The following is a 25,130-nucleotide window of genomic DNA, read 5'->3' as shown; positions in this document are numbered from 1 at the left end:
CACGCCCGCGCCCTCGGCCCAGCCCGTACCGTCCGCGGCATCCGCGTACGACTTGCACCGGCCGTCCGACGCCAGACCCCGCTGCCGCGAGAACTGGACGAAGGCGCCGGGGCTGGACATGACGGCCGCGCCGCTGGCCAGGGCGAGCGAGCACTCGCCGCCGCGCAGGGCCTGGGCCGCGAGATGCATCGCGACCAGGGACGAGGAGCAGGCCGTGTCCACGGTGACGGCCGGACCCTCGAAACCGAACACGTACGACACCCGGCCCGAGGCCACGCTGCTGCCGGCTCCGGTGGTGACGAATCCCTCCAGTTCGGCGGGGATCTCACCGCCGGAGCCGTAGCCCTGGCCCATCAGGCCGGAGAAGACACCGACATCGGTGCCCTTCAGTGACAGCGGATCGATGCCCGCCCGCTCCAGCGCCTCCCACGAGGTCTCCAGCAGCAGCCGCTGCTGGGGGTCCATCGCCAGCGCCTCACGCGGCGAGATGCCCCAGAAGCCGGCGTCGAACTGGCCCGCCTCGTGCAGGAAGCCGCCCTGGTCGACGTACGACGTGCCGGCCTTGTCGGGGTCGGAGTCGAACAGGCCCTCCAGGTCCCAGCCTCGGTCGTCGGGGAAACCGGACATCGCGTCCCGGCCCTCGGACACCAACTGCCACAGGTCCTCGGGACTGTTGACGCCACCCGGCAGCCGGCAGGCCATGCCGACGATCGCGATCGGCTCGTCCGGATCGGCGAGCGTGACCGGCGTGCCAGGTGCGGAGGCCGTCGCCACCGTGTCGCCCAGTTCCTCCTGCAGATGGCGGACCAGGGCGAGCGGGGTGGGATGGTCGAAGACGACGGTGGCGGGCAGCTTGAGGCCGGTCGCCTCGCGCAGCCGGTTGCGCAGCTCGACCGAGGTCAGCGAGTCGAACCCGGAGTCACGGAAGGCGGTCTCCTGCTTGATGCCCTCCGGGCCGGCGTGCCCGAGCACGGTCGCCGCGTGCGTCCGCACCAGATCGAGCAGCAGCGTCTCCTGCTCCGCCGCACCGAGTCCGGCGAGCCGACGGGCGAGTTCGCCGGTGCCGTCGGCGGCGGCTGCTGCCCGGGCGGTCTGCCGGGGCACCTTGACCAGTCCGCGCAGCAGAGGCTGTACACCACGGCCCGCTGCGGCGTCCGCGCGCATCGCCCGCAGGTCCAGTTTGATCGGGACGAGCAGGGGGTCGCCGATACGCAGGGCCGCGTCGAACAGGTCGAGGCCCTCGTCGGAGGCGATGGTCTGGCTGCGACCGCGGCCCACCCGTGCCTCGTCGGTGGTGTCGAGGTGGGCGGTCATGCCGGTGGCCTGCTCCCACAGGCCCCAGGCCAGCGAGACACCCGGCAGCCCGGCCACCCGCCTGCGCTGCACCACCGCGTCCAGATACGCGTTCGCCGCCGCATAGTTGCCCTGACCGGCCGACCCGAACACCCCGGCAGCCGACGAGAACACCACGAACACGGCCAGTTCCGGCGCCAGTTCACGAGTCAGCTCATCCAGGTACGTGACCGCAGGCACCTTCGGTGCGAACACACCCGCCAGCCGCCCGGGCGTCAGCGCGCCGATCACACCGTCGTCCAGAACACCAGCCGTGTGCACCACACCCGTGAGCGGACGCTCCCGCGACACCGCCCCCAGCAACTCCGCCACAGCAACCCGGTCAGAGACATCACACGCCACGACGGACACGGACTCCGCACCAAGACCCGACAGTTCAGCCGCCAACTCCGCGGCACCCTCCGCCACCGAACCCCGACGACTGGCCAACACCAGATGCCGCACCCCGTACCGCACCACCAGATGCCGCGCCACCAACGCGCCGAGCACGCCGGTGCCACCCGTGATCAGTACCGATCCGGTCTCGTCGAACCGTGTGTCCACAACCGGTTCCCGGACGGCGGGCGCGGTCGCGCGGGCGAGCCGGGGGGCCAGGAGGCGGGTGTCGCGCACGGCGACCTGGGGTTCGCCCGCGGCCAGTACGGCGGCGAGCAGCGGCTCGACGTCGGTGCCCGCGGGGGTGTCCGTGTCCAGCAGGACGATCCGGTCGGGGTTCTCCGCCTGGGCGACCCGGAGCAGACCCCAGACGGCAGCCGCCGCCGGGTCCGTCACCGTCCCCTCACCACCGGCGGGCACCGCACCCCGCGTGACGACGACCAGCTGGGCGGCCTCCAGTCCGGGACTGGCCAGCCACGCCTGGACGATCTCCAGGACACGGCCCGTGAGCGCCAGCGCCGCGCTGTCGTCCGCGGCCTCGCTACGGCCGGCCTCCAGGGCCTCCAGGGCTTCCAGGACGACGACCGGGGGCACGCCCGAGCCGTCGGTCAGCGCGGCCACATGGGCGGGCTCGGTGATCGGCACCCAGGCGGGCGGCAGTTCCAGGCCCGGCTCCGTGGTGCCGGGCAGCTCTGTCCACTCGACGCGGAAGAGGGACTGCCGGCCGTCGTCCGCCGCCGCGCCGAGTTGGTCGGCGGAGACGGACCGGGAGACCAGCGAGCGCAGCGTGAGCACCGGGGCGCCGGTCTCGTCCGCCGCTTCGAGGGACAGGGCGTCCGGCGCGGACCGGGTCAGGCGTACGCGCAGCACGGCGGCACCGGCCGCGTGCAGGCGCAGCCCGTTCCAGCCGAACGGGAGGTGGACGCCGGTGCCGTCGTCGGTGCGGTTCTCGCCCTCGGGGTCGGCGAGCGCCACATCCAGCATCGCGGGGTGCAGCGCGGCGTCGAGCAGGGCCGGATGGATGCCGAAGCGGGCGGCACCGGCCCGCTGGTCCTCGGGCAGCGCGACCTCGGCGAAGAGATCGTCACCGCGTCGCCACAGGGCTCGTACGCCCTGGAACACCGGCCCGTAGCCGTAACCGGCAGCGGCCAGCAGCTCGTAGCCGCCGGCGACGTCCACCTCTCGCGCGCCGGTGGGCGGCCACACGGCGAGGTCGGGGTCCGGCTCGGCCGAGTCGGCCGGGGCCGGTGCGGTGAGCGTGCCGGTGGCGTGCCGGGTCCAGGCGTCGGCGCCCACGTCTCCGGTGGCGTCGTCGGGCGCCGAGTACACGGCGACCGTCCGGGCCCCCGTCTCCTCCGGTCCGCCGACGGCGACCTGGACGCGCACCCCGCCCTGCTCCGGCAGCACCAGCGGGGCCTCGATGACCAGCTCGTCCAGGACTCCGCAGCCCACTTCGTCACCGGCCCGCACGGCCAGCTCCACGAGCCCGGTGCCGGGAACCAGCACCGCCCCGCCCACCGCATGGTCCGCCAGCCAGGCATGCGTGCGCAAGGACAGCCGGGAGGTGCACAGCACCCCGCCGGTCTCCGGCACTTCGACGACCGCGCCGAGCAGGGGGTGGTCGGCCCCGGCCTGTCCGAGGGCGGTGGCGTCGGTCGCGGGAGCGGTCTTCAGCCAGTAGTGACGGTGGTCGAAGGCGTACGTCGGCAGCTCAAGCCGCACGTCTTCGACACCCTCGGGAAGCACACCCGTCCAGTCGACGGCAACGCCCCGGACGAACACCTCGGCCATCGACGTCAGCAGCCGCCGCAGTCCGCCCTCATCACGCCGCAACGAACCGCTGACAACCGCCTCGGACTCCCTCTCGTCCACGATCTCGTTGATCGGCTGAACGAGCACCGGGTGCGCACTGGACTCGATGAACACCGAGTGCCCCTCGGCGAGGAGAGAAGCGATGGCCGGGCCGAAACGCACCTGACCGCGCAGGTTGCGATACCAGTACCCGCCGTCCAGAACACCCGCCTCACGCACCCACTCACCGGTCACCGTCGAGAAGAACGGCACCACCGGCGCCTGACTGCCAATCTCCGCGAACGCCTCGGCCAACGACGACTCGATCGCCTCGACATGACGCGTATGAGAGGCGTAATCCACCGCCACCCGCCGCACCCGCACCCCATCGGCCCCCAGAGCGGCCAGCGCCTCGTCCAGCGCCTGAGCGTCACCGGCGATCACCACCGACGAAGGACCGTTCACCGCAGCGACCTCAACCCGCCCAGCCCACGCGGCGATCCGTGCGGACGCGTCGGCCTCGGACAGCGCCACCGAGGCCATACCACCCCGACCCGCCAACCCACCGGCGATCACCCGACTGCGCACCGCAACGATCCGCGCCGCGTCCTCCAACGACAACGCACCCGCCACACACGCAGCGGCGATCTCACCCTGCGAGTGCCCGACCACCGCGTCCGGTACGACCCCCACGGACGCCCACACAGCGGCCACACCGACCATCACCGCGAAGCTCGCCGGCTGCACGACATCCACCCGGGCGACGAGATCGGCGTCGGCGTCCCCGCGCAGCACCGCCGTCAGGTCCCAGTCCACCCAGGGTTCGAGGGCGCGGGCGCACTCCGCGATCCGCTCCGCGAACACCGGTGACGTCTCCAGCAGTTCGCGGCCCATACCGGTCCACTGCGAACCCTGTCCCGGGAACACCAACACCGTCCGACCGGAGGAACCCGCGGCACCACTCACCACACCAGCCCCGGCCTCGCCCCGAGCCAGCCCCGCGAGCCCCGCCACCGCCTCCGCACGCGAACCCGCGACCACCACGGCCCGCTCCGACAACACCGCCCGCCGAGCCGACAGCACACCCGCGGCCTCGACGAGCGACACAGCCGCGTCACCGACGAACGCAGCCAGCCGCTCCGCCTGACCCGCAAGCGACCCCGCCGACGCAGCCGACACCACCACCGGCACCACACCGTCGTACGCCTCAGAAGCCGTGGCCGGCTCCTCGGGTGCCTGTTCGAAGATGAGGTGGGCGTTGGTGCCGCTCAGTCCGAAGGAGGAGACGCCGACCCGGCGCGGCCGGCCGGTCTCGGGCCATTGGCGAGCTTCGGTGAGCAGTTCGACGGCACCGACCGACCAGTCGACCTGGGGGGTGGGCTCCGCCACATGCAGGGTCGGGGGCAGCACACCGTGGCGCAGTGCCTCGACCATCTTGATGACACCGGCGACACCGGCCGCGGCCTGCGTGTGACCGATGTTGGACTTCACCGAGCCCAGCCACAGCGGCACTTCGCGGTCGCGGCCGTAGGTGGCGAGGAGCGCCTGGGCCTCGATCGGGTCGCCGAGGGCCGTGCCGGTGCCGTGCGCCTCCACGGCGTCCACGTCCGACGCGGTCAGCCCGGAGGCCGCCAGGGCCCGGCGGATCACCCGCTGCTGCGAGGGGCCGTTCGGGGCGGTCAGGCCGTTGGAGGCGCCGTCCTGGTTGATGGCGCTGCCGCGCAGCACGGCGAGGACGTGATGCCCCTTGCGGCGCGCCTCCGAGAGACGCTCCAGGACGATCACGCCGACGCCCTCGGCCCAGCCGGTGCCGTCCGCTGTCGAGGAGAAGGCCTTGCAGCGGCCGTCGGGGGCGAGGGCCCGCTGCCGGGAGAACTCCACGAAGGTGCCCGGGGTGGCCATGACGGTCGCGCCGCCCGCGAGGGCGAGGGAGCACTCGCCGTTGCGCAGGGCCTGGGCCGCGAGGTGCATCGCGACCAGGGACGAGGAGCAGGCGGTGTCGATGGTGACCGCCGGGCCCTCGAAGCCGAAGACGTACGAGACGCGGCCCGAGGCCACGCTCACCGCGGATCCGGTGGCCGTGAAGCCGCCCAGCTCGGGCGGGATGTCGCCGCCGATGCCGTAGCCCTGGGTCATCACGCCGGAGAAGACACCGACGTCGGTGCCGTGCAGCGCGGCCGGGTTCACGCCGGCCCGCTCCAGGGCCTCCCAGGACGTTTCCAGGAGCAGGCGCTGCTGCGGGTCCATCGCCAGGGCCTCGCGCGGCGAGATACCGAAGAAGCCAGCGTCGAACTGGCCTGCCTCGTGCAGGAAGCCGCCCTGGTCGACGTAGGACGTGCCGATGTTGTCGGGGTCGTGGTCGAAGAGGTCGTCCACGTCCCAGCCGCGGTCGGCGGGAAAACCGGAGATGGCGTCGCGGCCCTCGGACACCAACTGCCACAGTTCCTCGGGGCTGTTGACGCCGCCCGGGAGCCGACAGGCCATGCCGACTACGGCGATCGGCTCGTCCGGGTCGGCCAGGACGACCGTGGGTGCGACCGCGCCGGTGGCGTCCCCGCTCAGCCCGTCCAGCTCGGCGCGCAGGAAGCGGGCGAGCGCGAGCGGGGTGGGGTAGTCGTAGACGAGGGTCGCGGGGAGGCTCAGCCGGGTGGCCTCGCGGAGCCGGTTGCGCAGCTGTACGGCGGTGAGGGAGTCGAAGCCGGCGTCCTTGAACGCCTTCTCGGCCTTGACCTTCTCGGGGCCGGCGTGACCGAGCACGGTCGCGACATGGGTGCGGACCAGGTCCAGGAGCAGGGCGTCCTGCTCGGCCGGGGTCAGACCGGCGAGCCGGCCGGCCAGGCCGCTGCCGCGGCCCGCGGCGATGCGGGCGGCGGCGCGGCGGCTGTGCGGGATCAGGGTGCGCAGCAGGGACGGTATGTCACCGCCGGCCGCGGCCTCGGCGCGTATGGCGCGCAGGTCCAGTTTGATCGGGACGAGCAGGGGGTCGCCGGTGTGCAGGGCCGCGTCGAAGAGGGCCAGGCCCTCGTCGGAGCCGATCGCCTGGAATCCGCCGCGGTTGATGCGGGCTTGGTCCACGGTGTCGAGGTGGGCGGTCATGCCGGTGGCCTGCTCCCACAGGCCCCAGGCCAGCGAGACACCCGACAGCCCGGCCGCCCGCCTGCGCTGCACCACCGCGTCCAGATACGCGTTCGCCGCCGCATAGTTGCCCTGACCGGCCGACCCGAACACCCCGGCAGCCGACGAGAACACCACGAACGCGGCCAGTTCCGGGGCCAGTTCACGGGTCAGCTCATCCAGGTGCGCGATCGCGCCGGCTTTGGGTGCGAACACACCCGCCAGCCGCCCGGGCGTCAGCGCGCCGATCACACCGTCGTCCAGAACACCAGCCGTGTGCACCACACCCGTGAGCGGACGCTCCCGCGACACCGCCCCCAGCAACTCCGCCACAGCACTTCGGTCAGAGACATCACAAGCCACGACGGACACGGACTCCGCACCAAGACCCGACAGTTCAGCCGCCAACTCCGCGGCACCCTCCGCCGCCGAACCCCGACGACTGGCCAACACCAGATGCCGCACCCCGTACCGCACCACCAGATGCCGCGCCACCAACGCGCCCAGCGCACCCGTACCACCCGTGACCAGCACCGACCCCTGCGGGTCGAAGACGGCGGGCGCGGCGGCCGGTTCGGGACGGGCGGGGCGGGCAGGGCGGGTGAGGCGCGGCGCGGACAGTGTCGTGCCGCGGGCGGCCAGCTGCGGTTCGCCGGTCGCGAGGGCGGCGGCGAGCAGGGAGGCGAAGGTCTCGTCGTCCTGCGGCCCGTCCGTGTCGAGCAGGACGATCCGGTCGGGGTTCTCCGCCTGGGCGACCCGGACCAGACCCCAGACGGCAGCCGCCGCCGGGTCCGTCACCGCCCCCTCACCACCGGCGGGCACCGCACCCCGCGTACGCACGACGAGGCGCGTTGCTTCGAGCCCAGGTTCAGCGAGCCAGGACTGGAGGATGTGCAGGGCCGTGCCGGTCAGGGTGAGCGCCGCCGAGTCGTCAGCGCCGTCAGCGCCGTCGGCGCGGCAGTCGAACACGGCGACGGCCGGCGGTGCGGCGCCGGCCGCGAGGGCCGTGACACCGCTCGGGTCGGACAGTGTGACCCACTCCGGTGCCGCCGCTGCCTGCCGGGGCGTGGGCAGCTCGGTCCACTCCACCTGGAACAGTGCGTCGGCCGCACCCGGTGCGGTGTCCCCCGTCGCCAGGCGGTCGGCGGAGACGGGCCGCAGGGTCACGGCGTCGGCCGTCAGAACGGGGCCGCCGGTCTCGTCGGCGGCCTCGATCGACAGGACGCCGGGGGCGGACCGGACGAGCCGGGCGCGCAGCACGCTGGCGCCCGTGGCGTGCAGGACGACCCGGTTCCACTCCAGCGGCTGCCACACCTCGGCGTCGTCACCCGCGACGGCCTCCCGGACGGCCGGGTGCAGGACGGCGTCCAGCAGCGCCGGGTGCACGCCGTACCGGTCGGCCTCGGCCTGGTCCTCCTCCGCGAGAGCCGCCTCGGCGAACAGCTCGTCGCCGCGCCGCCACAGCCCGCGCAGGCCCTGGAAGAGCGGGCCGTAGGCGTGGCCGTGGGCGATCAGATCGGCGTACAGATCATCCGTGCCGGCCCGCTGCGCTCCGGCCGGGGGCCAGGCGGTGAAGTCGAAGGCGCCGGTGCCGAGCGCTCCGGTCACGGCCTCGCCGGTCGCCGGCGCGAGGATGCCGGTGGCGTGCCGGGCCCAGGCGGCCTGACCGCCCTCGGTGTCGTCGGGGGCCGCGTACACCTCCACGCTGCGGGATCCGGTCTCGTCCGGCCCGCCGACGGTGATCTGCACACGTACGGCGCCCTGCTCGGGCAGGATGAGCGGAGCCTCGATGACGAGTTCGTCCAGCACTCCGCAGCCGACCTCGTCACCGGCGCGGACGGCGAGTTCGACCAGTCCGGCACCGGGCACGACGACCGCGCCGCCGACGGCGTGGTCGGCCAGCCAGGGGTGGGTGCGCAGGGAGAGCCGGGAGGTGAGGACAAGGCCGTCCGACTGCGGCAACTGGACCACAGCGCCGAGCAGCGGATGCCCGGCACCGACCAGCCCCAGGGCCGCCGCGTCGACGACCGACTCCGACATGCGGAGCCAGTAGTGCTGGTGGTCGAAGGCGTACGTCGGCAGGTCCACATGAGCCTCGGTGACGCCCTCGGGGAGAACAGCCGCCCAGTCGACCTTCGCCCCGCGCACGAACAGCTCCGCCACGGAGAGCAGCAGCGTCTGCACCTCGCCACGCTCGTCCCGCAGAGCCGGGACACTCACCGCGTCCTCGGCGGCCGACTCAGCGATCGCACCGGTCAGCGCACCACCGGGGCCCAGTTCCACGAACACAGACCCCTCGGACGCCGCGATGCCCTCGGCGAAACGGACGGGACGGCGGACGTGGTCCACCCAGTAGGCGGGGTCGGTCAACTGGCCCGGCTCGGCGAGCCGGCCCGTCACGTTCGACACCACCGGAATCGACGGCTCGTTCCAGGCCAGCCCCGACAGAGCAGCCGCGAAGTCGGCCAACATCGGCTCCATCAACGCCGAATGGAAGGCATGCGAGACCGTCAATCGCTTGACCCGGCGGCCCTGCTCACGCAGCTTCTCCGCCACAGCCAGAACGGCCATTTCCTCCCCGGACAGGACGACCGAACCAGGCGCGTTCACCGCGGCCAAGTCCACCCCATCACCGAGGTGTTCAGCGATCTCCGCCTCGGTCGCCGCGACCGCGACCATGGCGCCACCCGAGGGCAGCGCCTGCATCAACCGACCACGCGCGGCCACCAACGCCGCCGCATCCTCCAGCGACAACACACCAGCCACATACGCGGCAACTACCTCGCCGATGGAGTGCCCGGCCACCACATCCGGCCGTACGCCCCAGGACTCCACCAGCCGGAACAGAGCCGACTCCACCGCGAACAGTCCGGCCTGGGTGAACACCGTCTGATCAAGCAGACCGTCACCCTCACCCCCGCCGAAGATCACATCCTTCACCGAGTGCTCCACCGAGCCGCTCAGCCGCGCGTCCAACGCCGCGCACGCCTCGTCCAACGCCCGCGCGAACACCGGATACCGGCCATACAACTCCCGGCCCATCCCCACCCGCTGCGAACCCTGACCCGGAAACACGAACACCGTCCTGCCCCCGGCATCCGACCCCGAGACCACGACCGGGGACGACTCCCCCGCCGACAACGCCTCAAGACCCGCCACCGCCTCCTCACGCGAACCAGCGACCACCACAGCACGCTCAGAAAGCACCGCCCGCCGGGCAATGAGCGCCCCCGAGACAACCGTCAACGGTGCCTCGGTCCCACCGACGAAAGCGGCCAGCCGCCCGGCCTGCCCGGCCAACGCGCCCTTGCTCCGCGCCGACACCAGCACCGGCACCACCCCGTCGACCAAAACCACCGGCTCGACAGCGGACTCCTCCGGCGCCTGCTCCAGGATCAGATGGGCGTTGGTGCCGCTGACTCCGAAGCCGGACACGCCGGCCCGGCGCGGGCGGTCGGTCTCCGGCCAGGGGCCGGTGTGGTGGAGGAGCCGGATCGCGCCCGCGTCCCAGTCGACGCGGGTGCTGGGCTCTTCGGCGTGCAGGGTGGCGGGCAGGATGCCGTGGCGCAGTGCCTGCACCATCTTGATCACGCCGGACACGCCGGCGGCGGCCTGGGTGTGGCCGACGTTGGATTTCAACGAGCCCAGCCACAAAGGCTGTTCGCGGTTCTGGCCGTAGGTGGCGAGGAGGGCCTGCGCTTCGATGGGGTCGCCGAGGACCGTGCCGGTGCCATGGCCCTCGACCACGTCCACGTCGGCGGGGGTGAGACCGGCCGCGGCCAGGGCCTTGCGGATCACCCGCTGCTGCGAGGGGCCGTTCGGCGCGGTCAGGCCGTTGGAGGCGCCGTCCTGGTTGACCGCGCTGCCCCGCACCACCGCGAGCACGCGGTGGCCCTTGCGCTGTGCCTCCGAGAGACGTTCGAGGACGACGACACCCGCGCCCTCGGCCCAGCCGGTGCCGTCGGCGGAGTCGGCGTAGGACTTGCAGCGGCCGTCCGAGGCCAGGCCCCGCTGCCGGGAGAAGTCCACGAAGGTGTGCGGGGTGGCCATGACGGTCGCGCCGCCGGCCAGGGCCATCGAGCACTCGCCGCGCCGCAGGGCCTGCGCGGCGAGGTGGATGGCGACCAGGGAGGAGGAGCAGGCCGTGTCCACGGTGACGGCCGGGCCCTCGAAGCCGAAGACGTAGGAGATGCGGCCGGAGGCGACGCTGGAGGCGCCGCCCGTTCCGGCGTAGCCCTCCAGTTCCGGCGGGAGGTTGCCGCCGATGAAGTAGTCGACGCCCATGATGCCGTTGAAGACGCCGACGTCCGCGCCCTTCAGCGAGAGCGGGTCGATGCCGGCCTGTTCGAGCGCTTCCCACGAGGTCTCCAGCAGCAGCCGCTGCTGGGGGTCCATCGCCAGCGCCTCACGCGGCGAGACACCGAAGAACTCGGCGTCGAACAGGCCGGCATCGCGCAGGAATCCGCCCTGGCGGGCGTAGGTGGTGCCGGTCTTGTCCGGGTCGTCGTCGAACAGCGCGTCCAGGTCCCAGCCACGGTCGGCGGGGAAGTCGGACACGGCGTCCCGGCCCTCGGCGACCAGACGCCACAGCTCCTCCGGCGTCGTCACGCCGCCGGGCAGCCGGCAGGCCATGCCGACGATCGCGACCGGCTCGTCCGCGCTCCGCCGGACCTGCTGGCGCAGGTCGTGCAGTTCGGTCGTGACGCGCTTGAGGTACTTGAGGAGTTCCTGCTCTGTGGCCATCTTCCATTCCTCACCGAAGGTGTGACGGTCCGCGAAACGTGACGGTCAGGAGATTCCGAGTTCGTCGTTGATGAAGTCGAGGACCTCATCGGCGGAGGCGGATTCCAGTTGGTCCGCGACGGCGGAACCCTGGGTCTCCTCGACGGTTCCGTTGCACTTCGCGACCAGGCCCTGGAGGCGAAGCACGATGTCGGCCTTCTTGGACTCGTCGGCAAGCAGTCCGGCGATCAGCGACTCGATGTCTTCGATCTTTTCGTGCACCAGTGTCAGGGCATCGTTGGTGGTGCCCAGTTCCGCGTGGAGGTGGCGGGCCAGGGCGAGCGGGTTCGGGTAGTCGAACACGACCGTCGCGGCCAGCTTGAGTCCGGTGGTCTCGCGGAGCCGGTTGCGCAGTTCCACGGAGGTGAGCGAGTCGAAACCGGTGTCCTTGAACGCCGTCTCGGGGCCGACGTTCTCCGCGCCCGCGTGGCCGAGGACGGTGGCGACATGGCCGCGTACGAGGTCCAGGAGCAGGGCCTCCTGCTCGGCCTGGTCGAGCCCGGCGAGCCGGCGGGTGAGTCCGCCGGTGCCGTCCCCCGCTGTGGCGCGGACCGGCTGGCGGCCGGTGCGGACCAGTCCGCGCAGCAGGGGCTGCACGGGGCGTCCCGCTGCCGCGTCGGCGCGCAGGGCGCGCAGGTCCAGCTTGATGGGGACGAGCAGGGCCGCACCGGTGTCCAGGGCCGAGTCGAGGAGCCGCATGCCCTCGTCGGGGCCGATCGGCAGGACGCCGCCCCGGCTCATCCGGGCCTGGTCGGCCGCGCCCAGGTGGGCGGTCATGCCGCTGGACTGCTCCCACAGGCCCCAGGCCAGCGAGGTGGCGGGCAGGCCGGCCGCGCGGCGCTGGTGGGCGACCGCGTCCAGGTAGGCGTTGGCGGCGGCGTAGTTGCCCTGGCCCGCCGAGCCGAACAGGCCGGCGCCGGAGGAGAAGACGGCGAAGGCCGTCAGGTCCAGGTTCCGGGTCAGTTCGTCCAGGTGCCGTACGGCGCTCACCTTGGGTGCGAACACTCCGCTGAGACGCTCGGGGGTGAGGGCGCTGATCACGCCGTCGTCCAGGACACCGGCCGTGTGGATGACACCCGTGAGGGGGTGTTCGGCCGGGACCGAGTCCAGCAGCTCGGCCACCGCCGCACGGTCCGAGACATCACAGGCCACGAGGGACACCGACTCGGCACCCAGAGCGGACAGTTCCGACGCCAGCTCCGCGGCACCCTCCGCCGCCGGACCCCGACGGCCGGCCAGCACCAGATGCCGCACACCGTGCCGCACCACCAGATGCCGCGCCACCAGCGCGCCCAGCGAACCGGTACCACCCGTGACCAGCACCGTCCCCCCAGCCCTGAACTCCACCGCGGGACCGCCCTCGGCCGCCCGCACCAGACGCGGCACCGACAGCACCGGCCCCCGCACCGCCACCTGGGCCTCGTCGGAGGCGAGGACCGTGGCGACGAGGTCGTCGACGGGTTCATCGGCGGCCGGGTCCAGGTCGATCAGGACGATCCGGCCGGGGTTCTCGGCCTGGGCCGCCCTGACCAGACCCCAGACGGCCGCACCGGCCGCGTCGGTCACCGCGCTGTCGCCGCCCGCGGGCACCGCGCCCCGGGTGACCACCAGCAGCCGCGCGTCCTCGAACGCCTCGTCGGCGAGCCACGCCTGGACGACCTCCAGTGCCGTGGTGGTCCGGGCGAGCGCCTCCGTGTCTCCGTCGGCGTCGCCCCGCAGCTCCAGGACGGCCGCCTCGGGCACCTGGTCGCGCAGCGCGGTGACCTCGGCGGCGGTGGCGACCGGCGTCCAGGCGGGTGCCGTGCCGGTTGCCCGGGCGGGTGCGGGCAGTTCGGTCCAGTCGACGGCGAACAGCGCGTCGCGGTCCCCGTCGGCCGTCGCCGCGGCGTCCAGCCGCTCGACGTCGACCGGGCGGAAGGTCACCGAGTCGACGCTGAGGACGAGATCGCCGCCCGCGTCGGCGGCGACGAGGGAGAGCGCGTCGGTGCCGCGCGGTGCGATGCGCAGCCGGAGGGCGGCGGCGCCCGCCGCGTGCAGGACCAGTCCGTTCCAGGAGAACGGCAGGACGTTGTGTCCGTCGTCGGGCTGGGCGAAGGCGTCGGTGTGCAGGGCCGCGTCCAGCAGGGCGGGGTGGAGGCCGAACCGGGACGCCTCGTCGCGCTGCTCGTCCGGCAGGGCGACCTCGGCGAAGATCTCCTCGCCGCGCCGCCACACCGCGCGCAGGCCCTGGAACGCGGGGCCGTAGGCGTAGCCGTGGCTCAGCAGATCCGCGTAGAAGGAGCTGATGTCGAGGTCGACCGGTTCGGCGCCGGCCGGCGGCCAGACCGCGGTGTCGAAGGCGGGGGCTTCGGCCGCGGCCGCGGTCAGGGTGCCGGTGGCGTGGCGGGTCCAGGAGTCGGTGCCGATCTCGCCCGCGGTGTTCTCGCGGGCCGAGTAGACGGCCACGGTGCGCAGGCCGTCCTCGTCCGGTCCGCCGACGGCGACCTGGACCCGGACACCGCCCTGCTCGGGTACGACCAGGGGTGCCTCGATGACCAGTTCGTCGAGTGCCGCGCAGCCGGCCTCGTCGCCGGCCCGGACGGCGAGTTCGACCAGGCCGGTGCCGGGTACCAGGACGACTCCGCCGATGGTGTGGTCGGCGAGCCAGGGGTGGGTGCGCAGGGAGAGCCGGGAGGTGAAGAGCACTCCGCCGGTCTCGGGCACCTCCACCACCGCGCCGAGCAGCGGGTGGTCCGCCGTGCTCTGGCCGAGGGCGACCGCGTCCGTGGTGGCGGCCGTCCGCAGCCAGTAGTGCTGGTGCTCGAAGGCGTACGTCGGCAGGTCCACAGGGGTCTTCGTGGCGCCCTCGGGGAGAACAGCCGCCCAGTCGACCTTCGCCCCGCGCACGAACAGCTCCGCCACGGAGAGCAGCAGCGTCTGTGCTTCGCCGCGCTCGTCCCGCAGGGCCGGGACGCTCACCGCGTCCTCGGCGGCGGACTCGGCGATCGCACCGGTCAGCGCACCACCGGGGCCCAGCTCCAGGAACACAGACCCCTCGGACGCCGCGATGCCCTCGGCGAAGCGGACCGGACGGCGGACGTGGTCCACCCAGTAGGCGGGGTCGGTCAGCTGGCCCGGCTCGGCGAGCCGGCCCGTCACGTTCGACACCACCGGGATCGACGGCTCGTTCCAGGCCAGCCCCGACAGGGCAGCGGCGAAGTCGGCCAGCATCGGCTCCATCAACGCCGAGTGGAAGGCGTGCGAGACGGTGAGCCGCTTGGTCCTGCGGCCCTGCTCGGCGAGCTTCTCCGCGACGGCCTGGACGGCTCCCTCGTCACCCGAGAGGACCACCGAGCCGGGCGCGTTGACCGCGGCGAGGTCGACGCCGGCGCCGAGGTACTCCGCGATCTCCGCCTCGGTGGCGGCGACCGCGACCATCGTCCCGTCCGGCGCCAGGGCCTGCATCAGCCGGCCGCGGGCCGCGACCAGCGCCGCCGCGTCCGCCAGGGACAGCACCCCGGCGACATGGGCGGCGACGACCTCGCCGATGGAGTGTCCGGCCACGACGTCGGGCCGTACGCCCCAGGACTCGACGAGCCGGTACAGGGCCGACTCCACGGCGAACAGCCCGGCCTGGGTGAAGACCGTCTGGTCCAGCAGGCCGGCGCCCGCGTTGCCGACGTCGCCGAAGACCACGTCCTTGACGGGGTGGTCCGCCCAGCCGGCCAGCCGCGCGTCCAGTGCGGCGCAGGCGTCGTCCAGCGCGCGGGCGAAGACCGGGTAGCGGTCGTACAGTTCACGGCCCATGCCCAGGCGCTGCGAGCCCTGGCCGGGGAAGACGAACACCGTGCCGCCGGTGCTCTCGGAGCCGGTGACGACGACCGGCGACGGCTCGCCGGCGGCCAGCGCCGCGAGTCCCGCCACCGTCTCCTCCCGGGTCTCGGCGACGACCACGGCCCGCTCGGGCAGCACCGCGCGCCGGGCGACGAGGGCGCCCGCGACGGCCGCCGGCGACGCGCCGGTCCCGCCGACGAAGGCGGCGAGCCGTCCCGCCTGTCCGGCCAGCGCGCCCGTGCTGCGCGCCGACACGACCACCGGCAGCACCCCGTCGGCCGAAGGCACCGGCTCGACAGCGGGCTCCTGCGGGGCCTGTTCCAGGATCACGTGGGCGTTGGTGCCGCTGACGCCGAAGGCGGAGACACCGGCGCGGCGCGGGCGACCGGTCTCCGGCCAGGGCCGGGCCTCGGTGAGCACCTCCACCGCGCCCGCCGACCAGTCCACTTCGGTCGACGGCTGGTCGACGTGGAGGGTGGGGGGCAGGGTCGCGTGCCGCATCGCCTCGACCGTCTTGATGACACCGGCGACACCGGCGGCGGCCTGGGCATGGCCGATGTTGGACTTCACCGAGCCGATCCACAGCGGCTCTTCACGGTCCTGGCCGTAGGTGGCGAGCAGGGCCTGGGCCTCGATCGGGTCGCCGAGGACCGTGCCGGTGCCGTGCGCCTCGACCGCGTCGACGTCGCCCACCGCGAGCCCCGCGCTCGCCAGCGCCTTGCGGATCACCCGCTGCTGGGAGGGGCCGTTGGGGGCGGTCAGGCCGTTGGAGGCGCCGTCCTGGTTGACCGCGCTGCCCCGGACCACCGCCAGCACCTGGTGGCCCTTGCGCCGCGCCTCGGAGAGGCGTTCGAGGACGATGACGCCGGCGCCCTCGGCCCAGCCGGTGCCGTCGGCGGACGAGGAGAACGCCTTGCACCGGCCGTCGGGCGAGAGGGCCTGCTGCCGGGAGAACTCCACGAAGGTGTACGGGTTGGCGAGGATGGTCGCGCCGCCGGCCAGGGCCATGGAGCACTCGCCGTTGCGCAGGGCCTGCGCGGCGAGGTGGATGGCGACCAGGGAGGAGGAGCAGGCCGTGTCCACGGTCACCGCGGGGCCTTCCAGGCCGAAGACGTACGACACCCGGCCGGAGGCCACGCTGCCGGCGGAGCCGGTCGCCGTGAACCCGGCGAGTTCCGGCGGGAGTTCGCCGCCGAACCCGTAGCCCTGGGTCATCACGCCGGAGAACACGCCGACATCGGTGCCCTTCAGCGTCAGCGGGTCGATGCCCGCCCGCTCCAGCGCCTCCCAGGACGTCTCCAGCAGCAGCCGCTGCTGGGGGTCCATCGCCAGCGCCTCGCGCGGCGAGATCCCGAAGAAGGCCGCGTCGAACAGGCCGGCGTCGTAGAGGAAGCCGCCCTGGTCCACGTAGGAGGTCCCGACGCGTGCGGGGTCGGAGTCGAAGAGGCCCTCCAGGTCCCAGCCGCGGTCGGACGGGAAGCCGGACATCGCGTCGCGGCCCTCGGACACCAGTGTCCAGAGGCCCTCGGGGCTGGTGACGCCGCCGGGCAGCCGGCAGGCCATGCCGACGATCGCGATCGGCTCGCCGGGGTCGGCGGTGGCGAGGGCCGGTTCCGGCGCGGCCGGTGCGGCGGTCACCTGGCCGAAGTGGGTGTGCAGATGGCGGGCGAGGGCGAGCGGGGTCGGGTAGTCGAAGACGACGGTCGTCGGCAGGCTGAGGCCGGTGGCCTCTCGGATGCGGTTGCGCAGTTCGACGGAGGTGAGGGAGTCGAAGCCGGCGTCCTTGAACGCCTTGTCCGCCCTGACCTGGTCGGCTCCGGCGTGGCCGAGGACGGTGGCGACCTGGCCGCGGACGACGTCCAGCAGCAGCGCCTCCTGCCCGGCCGGGTCGAGCCCGGCGAGCCGGTCGGCCAGGCCGCCGCCGCGGGCCGCCGCCGTGGTCCGGGCGGCCTGCCGGGTGACCCGGATCAGGCCGCGCATCAGGGGCTGTACGGTGCCGCCGGCGGCGGCGTCGGCGCGGGCGGCCCGCAGGTCCAGCTTGATCGGGACGAGGAGCGCCTGGCCGGCGCCGAGGGCCGTGTCGAAGAGGGCGAGGCCCTCCTCGGGGGTCAGGGCGCGTACGCCGCCCCGGCCCATCCGGGCCTGGTCGGTCTCGCTGAGGTGGGCGGTGAGGCCGCTGCTCTGCTCCCACAGGCCCCAGGCCAGGGAGACGGCCGGCAGTCCGGCGGCGTGGCGGCGGGCCATCAGGCCGTCGAGGTAGGCGTTGGCGGCGGCGTAGTTGCCCTGGCCCGCCGAGCCGAACAGGCCGGCGCCGGAGGAGTAGACGGCGAAGACCGTCAGGTCCAGGTGCCGGGTCAGCTCGTCCAGGTGTGCGGCGGCCTCGGCCTTCGGGCCGAAGACGGCCGCCATGCGGTCGGGGGTGAGGGCGCTGATCACGCCGTCGTCCAGGACACCGGCCGTGTGGATGACGCCCGTGAGGGGGTGTTCGGCCGGGACCGAGTCCAGCAGCTCGGCCACCGCCGCACGGTCCGAGACATCACAGGCCACGAGGGACACCGACTCGGCACCCAGAGCGGACAGTTCCGACGCCAGCTCCGCGGCACCCTCCGCCGCCGGACCCCGACGGCCGGCCAGCACCAGATGCCGCACACCGTGCCGCACCACCAGATGCCGCGCCACCAGCGCGCCCAGCGAACCGGTACCACCCGTGACCAGCACCGTCCCCTCGGCCCTGAACTCCACCGCGGGACCGCCCTCGGCCGCCCGCACCAGACGCGGCACCGACAGCACCGGCCCCCGCACCGCCACCTGCGGCTCGCCCGAGGCGAGGACCGTGGCGAGCAGCGGTTCGACGGCCGTGCCGTAGGCGATGTCCAGGTCGGTGTCGGTGTCGAGCAGGACGATCCGGCCGGGGTTCTCGGCCTGGGCCGCCCTGACCAGACCCCAGACGGCGGCACCGGCCGGGTCCGTCACCGTGCTGTCGCCGCCGGCGGGCACGGCCCCCCGGGTCAGCACCACCAGCCGGGAGTCCTCCAGGGTGGGTGCGGCGAACCAGGCCTGGAGCATGGCCAGCATGCGGTCGGTCCCGGACCGGGCGGCGCCGGCCGTGCCGTCGGCGGTGACGGCCTCGACCACGGCGACCAGGGGGCCGGTCGCCGCGCCGGCGAGGAGGTCGATCTCGTCCGCGTGGAACAGCGGCACCCACTGCGGTGCCTGCTGGGCCTCGGCGGCGGGTGCGGGCAGTTCGGTCCAGTCGACGCGGTACAGGGAGTGGCCGCCGTCCCTGGCGGTCACCGTCAGCTGGTCGGCGGAGACGGGCAGGAAGCCCAGGGCGTCCATGGTCACGACGAGACCGCCGGCCTCGTCGGCCGCCTCCAGCGCGAGCCGGCCGGACGCGGCCGGGGCGAGCCGGACGCGGAGCGTGGTCGCGCCGGTGGCGTGCAGGGTCAGCCCCTGCCACTGGGCGGGCTGCCACAGCCGCTGCCCGGCGCCCTCGGTGTCGGCCGCGGCCGCGTGCCGCAGCCCGGACTGGACGGCGGCGTCGAGCAGCGCGGGGTGGATCCCGAACCGCTCGGCGCCCGCCCGCTGGTCCTCGTCGAGGGCGACCTCGGCGAAGACCTCGTCACCGCGCCGCCACAGGGTCCGTACGCCCTGGAAGGCGGGGCCGAAGGGGTGGCCGAGGCGGAGCAGGTCGGCGTAGAGCTCGTCGGTGCCGGCGGGGCGGGCGCCGGTGGGCGGCCACAGCGTCAGGTCGGCGCTCGCCGCGGGGGCGGTGGCCGGGGCGGGCGACAGCCGTCCGGTGGCGTGCCGGGTCCATACGGCGGCCCCGGCGGACTCGGCGGCCGCGTAGATGTCGACGGTCCGCGCGCCGGTGTCGTCGGGGCCGCCGACGGCGACCTGGACGCGCAGGCCGCCCTCCTCGGGCAGCACCAGCGGTGTCTCGACGGTCAGTTCGTCCAGTGCGGCGGTGCCGGCCTCGTCGCCCGCGCGCAGGGCCAGTTCGACCAGGGCGGTGGCGGGGACGACGACCGCCCCGCCGACGACGTGGTCGGCCAGCCAGGGGTGGGTGCGCGGGGAGAGGCGGGAGGTGAGGACGAGGCCCTCGGACTGGGGCAGCGGGACGACCGCGCCGAGCAGGGGGTGGTCGGCCGCGGCCTGCCCGAGCGAGGCGGCGTCCACGGCGGGGGCGGTCTTCAGCCAGTAGTGGCGGTGGTCGAAGGCGTACGTCGGCAGGTCCACGTGGGTGTCGCCGGCGCCCTCGGGCAGCACGCCGGTCCAGTCGACCGCGACGCCCCGGACGAAGACCTCGGCCATGGACGTCAGCAGCCGGCGCAGTCCGCCCTCGTCGCGGCGCAGGGAGCCGGTGGTCACGGCTTCGGCGCGCGTCTCGTCGACGATCTCGTTGATCGGCTGGACGAGGACGGGGTGGGCGCTGGACTCGATGAAGACCGTGTGGCCCTCGGCGAGGAGGGTGGCGACGGCCGGTCCGAAGCCGACTCGGCTCCGCAGGTTGCGGTACCAGTAGCCGCCGTCGAGGACGCCCGCGTCGCGGACCCACTCGCCGGTGACGGTGGAGAGGAACGGCACCAGCGGCGCCTGTCCGCGTACGTCGGCGAGTGCCTCGGCGAGCGTGTCCTCGATGGCTTCCACGTGCCGGGTGTGGGAGGCGTAGTCCACGGCGACCCGGCGCACCCGGACGCCGTCGGCCTCCAGGGCGGCCAGTGCCTCGTCCAGTGCCTGGGCGTCACCGGCGATCACCACCGAAGCGGGACCGTTCACGGCGGCGACCTCGACCCGCCCAGCCCACGCGGCGATCCGTGCGGCCGCGTCGGCCTCGGGCAGGGCCACCGAGGCCATCCCGCCCCGGCCCGCCAGCTGAACGGCGATCACCTGGCTGCGTACGGCCACGATCCGGGCCGCGTCCTCCAGCGACAGCGCGCCCGCCACGCAGGCGGCGGCGATCTCGCCCTGCGAGTGGCCGACCACCGCGTCCGGTACGACCCCGACGGAGGCCCAGACGGCGGCGACACCGATCATCACCGCGAAGCTCGCCGGCTGCACGACATCCACCCGGGCGACGAGATCGGCGTCGGCGTCCCCGCGCAGCACCGCCGTCAGGTCCCAGTCCACCCAGGGTTCTAGGGCGCGGGCGCACTCCGCGATCCGCTCCGCGAACACCGGTGAGGTCTCCAGCAGTTCGCGGCCCATCCCGGTCCACTGCGAACCCTGGCCGGGGAAGACCAGGGCGGTCCGGCCGGCGGGGCCGGCGCTGCCGGTGACCAGTCCGGCCGCCGGCTCGCCCCGGGCCGGCGCGGCCAGTGCGGCCACCGCCTCCTCCCGGGAGCCGGCGACGACCACGGCCCGCTCGGACAGTGCCGCCCGGCGCGTCACCAGGGCGGCTGCGATGTCCGCGAGGGACGCGTCGGTGGCGCCGGCGAACGCGGCGAGCCGTTCGGCCTGTCCGGCGAGCGAGCCCTCGGACGCGGCGGAGACCACCAGCGGCACCGGGCCGTCGGCCGGGGCGGCCGGCTTCGCGGCCGGGTCCTCCGGTGCCTGTTCGAGGATGAGGTGGGCGTTGGTGCCGCTGATACCGAAGGAGGAGACGCCGACCCGGCGCGGCCGGCCGGTCTCGGGCCACTCCCGTTCCTCGGTGAGCAGTTCCACGGCTCCGGCCGACCAGTCGACCTGGGGGGTCGGTTCGGTGACGTTCAGGGTGGGCGGCAGGACGCCGTGGCGCATGGCCTGGATCATCTTGATGACGCCGGCGACACCGGCGGCGGCCTGCGTGTGGCCGATGTTGGACTTCAACGAGCCGAGCCACAGCGGCTGTTCGCGGTCGCGGCCGTAGGTGGCGAGCAGGGCCTGGGCCTCGATCGGGTCGCCGAGGGCCGTGCCGGTGCCGTGTGCCTCCACGGCGTCCACGTCCGACGCGGCGAGCCCGGCCGACGCCAGCGCCCGGCGGATCACCCGCTGCTGCGAGGGGCCGTTCGGGGCGGTCAGGCCGTTGGAGGCGCCGTCCTGGTTGACCGCGCTGCCCCGGACCACCGCGAGCACCTGGTGGCCGTTGCGGCGGGCCTCGGACAGGCGTTCCAGGACGACGATGCCGACGCCCTCGGAGAGGATGGTGCCGTCGGCGCCCTCGGAGAAGGCCTTGACCTTGCCGTCGGCGGCGAGGCCCCGCTGCCGGGACATGCCGAGCACTCCGATCGGGGAGCCCATGACGGCGACACCGCCGGCCAGCGCGAGGGAGCACTCGCCGGCCCGCAGGGCCTGGGCCGCGAGGTGCATGGCGACCAGGGAGGAGGAGCAGGCCGTGTCCACGGTGACGGCGGGGCCCTCGAAGCCGTAGACGTACGACACCCGGCCCGAGGCCACGCTGCCCGCGGTGGCGGTGGTGACGTAGCCCTCCAGCTCGGGGGGCATGTCGCTGAGGGACTCCAGGTAGTCGTGGATGGAGACGCCGGAGAAGACGCCGATGTCGGCGCCGCGGGTGGCGCTCGGGTCGACGCCCGCGCTCTCCAGGGCCTCCCAGGTCGCCTCCAGGAGCAGCCGCTGCTGCGGGTCCATGGCCAGCGCCTCGCGCGGCGAGATACCGAAGAACTCGGCGTCGAACTCGGCGGCCGTGTGCAGGAAGCCGCTCTTGTGGACGTAGGAGGTGCCGGCCTTGTCGGGGTCGGCGTCGAACAGCTCGTCCAGGTTCCAGCCGCGGTCGTCGGGGAACTCGGTGATGCCGTCGCGGCGTTCGCGCACGAGCCGCCACAGGCCGTCCGGGTCGAGGACGCCGCCGGGCAGCCGGCAGGCCATGCCGACGATCGCGATGGGCTCGTCCGGGTCGGTGGCGACCACGACCGGTGCGGCGGCGTCCGCCGTGCTCTCGCCGAGTTCCTCCCGCAGATGGCGGGCGAGCGCCACCGGGGTGGGGTAGTCGAAGATGAGGGTGGCGGGGAGCTTGACGCCGGTGGCGGCGGAGAGCCGGTTGCGCAGTTCGATCGCGGTGAGCGAGTCGAAGCCGATGTCGCCGAACCCGCGTGTTCCCTGGGCGAGTTCGGGGCCGCTGAAGCCCAGGACGGCGGTGGCCTCGGCCTGGATGATGCCCAGCAGGACGGCGTCCCGGTCGGCCTCGGGCAGTCCGGCGAGGCGGCGCAGGAGTCCGCTGCCGTCGCCCGCCGCGGCCCGGGCGGAGCGCCGGCCGGCCCGGACCAGGCCGCGCAGCAGATGCGGCACGGTGCCGCCGGAGGCCGCGTCGGAGCGCAGTGCGCGCAGGTCCAGCTTGATCGGGACCAGCAGGGCGCGTTCGCTGTGCAGGCCGGTGTCGAGGAGGGCGAGGCCCTCCTCGGGGGTGAGGGCGAGGACACCGCCGCGGCTCATCCGGGCCTGGTCGGTCTCGCTGAGGTGGGCGGTGAGGCCGGTGCTCTGCTCCCACAGGCCCCAGGCCAGGGAGACGCCGGGCAGTCCGGCCGCCCTGCGGTGGGCCATCAGGGCGTCCAGGAAGGCGTTGGCGGCCGCGTAGTTGCCCTGGCCGGCCGAGCCGAGCAGCGCGGCGGCGGAGGAGAAGACGACGAACGAGCGCAGGCCGGGCGCAAGTTCCCGGGTCAGCTCGTCCAGGTGCCGTACCGCGGTGGCCTTGGGGCCGAAGACGCCGGCGATCCGTTCCTCGGTCAGCGCGCCGATCACACCGTCGTCCAGGACACCGGCGAGGTGCACCAGGCCGGTCAGCGGGTGCGCGGCGGGGACGGCGTCCAGCAGCGCGGCGACGGCGTCCCGGTCGGAGACGTCGCAGGCGACGACGGAGACGGCGGCGCCGAGGCCGGTCAGTTCGGCGGTCAGCTCGGCTGCCCCGGCGGCGTCGGGTCCGCGCCTGCCGGCCAGCACCAGGTGGCGTACGCCGTGCCGGGCGACGAGGTGCCGGGCGACGAGCGCGCCGAGCGAGCCGGTGCCGCCGGTGATCAGGACGGTGCCTTCGGTGTCGAAAGCGGCGGGCCGCTCGGCGGCGGGTTCGTCGGTGCCGGCGGGCTCGTCGGTGCCGGCGGATTCGGCGCGGACCAGGCGGGGCGCGGACAGGGCGGTGCCCCGGACGGCGAGCTGCGGTTCGCCGGCGGCGAGGAGCCGGGCGAGGACGGGGCCCGCGCCGGTGGCCGCGGCCGGGTCGAGGTCGACCAGGATCACCCGCTCGGGGTTCTCGGCCTGGGCGGCGCGGACGAGGCCCCAGACGGCGGCGCCCGCCGGGTCGGTGACCGCGCTGTCACCGCCGGCGGCGACCGCGCCCCGGGTGGCCACCACAAGGCGGGCGGCCTCCAGGCCGGGCGTGGCCAGCCAGGCCTGGAGGACGTTCAGGACGCGCCAGGTGAGGGTCTGGGCGTCGGCGCCGTCGCTGTAGGCGTCGAGGATCGCGGCGCCGGGGGCGCTCTCGCGGGCGGCGAGGGCGGTGACGGCGGCGGCGTCGGTGACGGGCACCCAGGCGGGGGCGGCGGTGACGTCCTCGGAGGCGGGCAGCCGCACCCAGTCGACGGCGAACAGGGCGTCCCGGTCGCCGCCGGCCGCCGCGCCGAGCTGTTCGGCGGAGACCGGGAGGGACACCAGGGAGTCCATGGTGAGAACGAGGGCGCCGGTCTCGTCGGTGGCCTGGAACGAGAGGGCGTCGGGGCCTGCGGGCGCGACCCGCACCCGCAGGGCGGAGGCGCCCTCGGCGTGCAGGACGAGCCCGTTCCAGGCGAACGGCAGGACGTTGCGGTCGTCGTCCGGGTTGGCGAAGGCGTTGGTGTGCAGCGCGGCGTCGAGCAGGGCCGGGTGGATGGCGAACTTGTCGGCGTTGCCCCGGTGGTCCGCGGGCAGGGCGGCCTCGGCGAAGAGTTCGTCGCCGCGCCGCCACACTCCGCGCAGCCCCTGGAAGGCGGGGCCGTAGGAGTAGCCGCGGGCGACGAGCCCGGCGTAGAAGTCGTCGATGCCGACGGGGTCGGCGCCGGGCGGCGGCCAGGCGGCGAAGTCGACTGCGGGGGTGGTGAATTGGGCGGGCGCGCTGGAGAGCAGGCCGGTGGCGTGCCGGGTCCACTCGCCGTGGCCGTCGTCGGCGCCGCCCTCGCGCAGCGAGTACACGTCGACGGTGCGGGACCCGTTGGGGCTCGCGCCGCCGACGGCGACCTGGACGCGGACGCCGCCCTGTTCGGGCAGGACCAGCGGGGCCTCGATGACGAGTTCTTCGAGGGTGCCGCAGCCGAACTCGTCGCCGGCGCGGACCGCGAGGTCGACGTAGACGGTGCCGGGGACGATGACGACGCCCTGCATGGCGTGGTCGGCGAGCCAGGGGTGGGTGCGCAGGGAGAGGCGGGAGGTGAAGACGAGACCGTCGGTCTGCGGCAGCGGGACGACCGCGCCGAGCAGCGGGTGCTCGCTGCCGGTGACGCCGAGGGAGGCGGCGTCGCCGTTGGCGGTCAGCTGGATCCAGTAGTGGCGGCGGTCGAAGGCGTAGGTCGGCAGGTCCGCGTGGGCGGAGCGGGCGGCCTCGGGCAGGATGCCCTGCCAGTCGACGGCGACGCCGCCGGCGAAGACCTCGGCGAGGGAGGTGAGCAGCCGGCGCGGTCCGCCGTCGTCGCGGCGCAGCGAGCCGGTGACCACGGCGTCGGTCGCGTCAGCGAGTTCGGAGATGGGCTGGACGAGGACGGGGTGGGCGCTGGACTCGACGAAGACGGTGTGGCCCTCGGCGAGGAGGGTGGCGACGGCCGGCCCGAAGCGGACCTGCCGGCGCAGGTTGCGGTACCAGTAGCCGCCGTCGAGTACGCCCGCGTCGCGGACCCACTCGCCGGTCACGGTGGACAGGAAGGGGATGGCGGGGGCGGCGCCGCTGATGTCGGCGAAGGCCTCGGTCAGGGCCTCCTGCACGGACTGGACGTGCCGGCTGTGCGAGG

General features: G+C 74.3%; 2 protein-coding genes (1 of these 2 running past the window's edge). Both read right to left on the bottom strand.

The genetic code is table 11. From position 1 onward, the window contains the following. Positions 1 to 11,376, bottom strand: an 11,376-nt coding sequence (locus ACF073_RS34880) for an SDR family NAD(P)-dependent oxidoreductase (RefSeq protein ID WP_392075487.1), incomplete at its 3' end; no start/stop codon positions are given. A 45-nt stretch (positions 11,377 to 11,421) separates the two neighbouring features. Beyond that, positions 11,422 to 25,130 carry the 3' portion of an SDR family NAD(P)-dependent oxidoreductase gene (locus ACF073_RS34875; protein ID WP_392075486.1) on the bottom strand. 2,335 nt of this gene lie beyond the right edge of the window, so only the last 13,709 of its 16,044 coding nucleotides appear in the window; its start codon lies off the right edge, out of view — the gene reads right to left on this strand; it ends in the stop codon at positions 11,422 to 11,424.

The organism is Streptomyces sp. NPDC015171 (assembly GCF_043079545.1).
Taxonomy (GTDB): Bacteria; Actinomycetota; Actinomycetes; order Streptomycetales; family Streptomycetaceae; genus Streptomyces.
Note: the sequence above shows the minus strand (reverse complement) of the source record. Positions and strands in the feature narration are given on the sequence as shown.